The sequence below is a fragment of the Chryseobacterium sp. SIMBA_038 genome (assembly GCF_046535115.1).
GTDB lineage: Bacteria > Bacteroidota > Bacteroidia > Flavobacteriales > Weeksellaceae > Chryseobacterium.
This window is the reverse complement of sequence record NZ_JAWRXH010000206.1, coordinates 1-267: the sequence shown is the minus strand read 5'-3', so window position 1 is coordinate 267 and position 267 is coordinate 1. Positions and strand designations below refer to the sequence as shown.

The window sequence follows — 267 nt, the reverse complement described above, 5'->3', positions numbered from 1 at the left end:
AAGGTATCAGACTTTCTGTAGAAGGAACTGATAAATATCTTTTCCAGTTTTCACCTGATGACATGGAACTGATCATGTACTATAAATATGATAAAACAGAGAACAGTACAACAACACGCCCACAAACAACTCTTAATTTTAACTTAGCAAATCTGAATGCTCATATTGGTCAATATGTATATAATAGAGGAGGATATACAGTTGAGTCTGCATTGTCCAATAGTAAGCCATCGGGTGATCCGAGACTTTTTGTTCAGGGAATGGGAG

The 267-nt window shown here is 36.3% G+C and carries 1 pseudogene; it reads left to right on the top strand.

The features are described from left to right. Nucleotides 1-267: pseudogene (locus tag SB689_RS23305) on the top strand (DUF4270 domain-containing protein); the annotation flags it as partial.